At 44.6% G+C, this 1199-nt stretch carries 2 protein-coding genes; one reads left to right on the plus strand and one right to left on the minus strand.

Going from position 1 to position 1199, the window contains the following annotated elements; genetic code table 11:
* On the minus strand, positions 1–219 hold a 219-nt coding region (locus P5674_RS24940), incomplete at its 3' end, for a hypothetical protein (protein WP_315670410.1).
* On the opposite strand from P5674_RS24940, the gene P5674_RS24945 reads away from it, so the two are divergent.
* Positions 120–1199, plus strand: a 1080-nt coding sequence (locus P5674_RS24945) for an RNA-guided endonuclease TnpB family protein (protein ID WP_315670409.1), incomplete at its 3' end; no start/stop codon positions are given. The two genes, P5674_RS24940 and P5674_RS24945, sit on opposite strands and share 100 nt — an antisense overlap.

Genomic DNA, 1199 nt, shown 5'->3' on the forward strand with positions numbered 1-1199 from the left:
GCGGAATTCCCCTTCCTCGCTTGCAGGGAGGGGATGAATAGCAACCAATAAACAAACTGAGCGATCGCGAATCCTCGGATGATCAGCTACAATTTTATCGGCAACAGCAAATAACGATAATGTATAAGGCGTACAAGTATCGCATCTACCCAACCGACGACCAAAAAGCGTCTCTCGCCAAGGCGTTTGGATGCTGTCGTTGGTATTGGAATTTGGCACTCAACCTATGCCAAGAAACATATCTCAAGACAGGCAAAGGATTATCTCGTGGATATATCCAGGGTCTGTTGCCAGGGTTAAAAAAGGAATACCCTTGGCTAACGGATGCCTATTCCCAGTCTTTGCAAGTTGTTGCTCTCAATCTTTCCACTGCCTACAAAAACTTCTTTGAGAAGCGGGCGCAATTGCCCCGTTTCAAGTCAAAGCATGGTCGGCAGTCATTAAGTTATCCCGCCAACGTTAAGTTTGAGGGAGACTATATCAAACTACCTGGGAAGATTGGGCTAGTCTACTGCCATCGTCATCGAGAATTTGAAGGGACAATCAAAACTGTGACGGTCTCCCAAAATTCTGATGGACAATACTATGCTTCGGTATTGGTGGATGATGGGAAAGAAACTCCGAGTCAGTCTACCGAAGGTAAAGCAGTTGGCATTGATGTTGGATTGACTCATTTCGCCATTACCAGTGATGGGTCAAAGTATGATAATCCCCGTCATGGCGACAAACATCACCGTAACCTTAAACGCCAACAACAAAAACTATCCCGCAAGCAAAAGGGTAGTCAGAATAGAACTAAAGCCCAACAAAAAGTAGCTAAGGTTTATAGCAAGACTGCCCGTTGCCGTGAGGACTTTCTACACAAACTATCCCGCCAGATAGTCAACGAAAACCAAGTTATTGCTGTAGAGAATCTGAATGTAAAAGGGATGGTACGAAACCCCAAACTAGCCAAGGCGATTAGTGATGTAGGCTGGGGAATGTTTACCACAATGCTTAAATATAAAGCGGAGTGGGAAGGAAAAACCTATATTGAGGTTGACCGTTTCTTTGCATCCTCTAAAACCTGTCACGTTTGCCTCAACCGAGTAGATAGTTTGTCGTTAGATATTCGTCAATGGCAATGTCAACATTGTGGGACTTGCCATGATCGAGATGTCAACGCGGCACAAAATATCAGAAATGAAGCCTTGCGGATA

The sequence above is a fragment of the Limnospira sp. PMC 289.06 genome, assembly GCF_032350395.1.
In the GTDB taxonomy this organism is placed as follows: Bacteria; Cyanobacteriota; Cyanobacteriia; order Cyanobacteriales; family Microcoleaceae; genus Limnospira; species Limnospira platensis.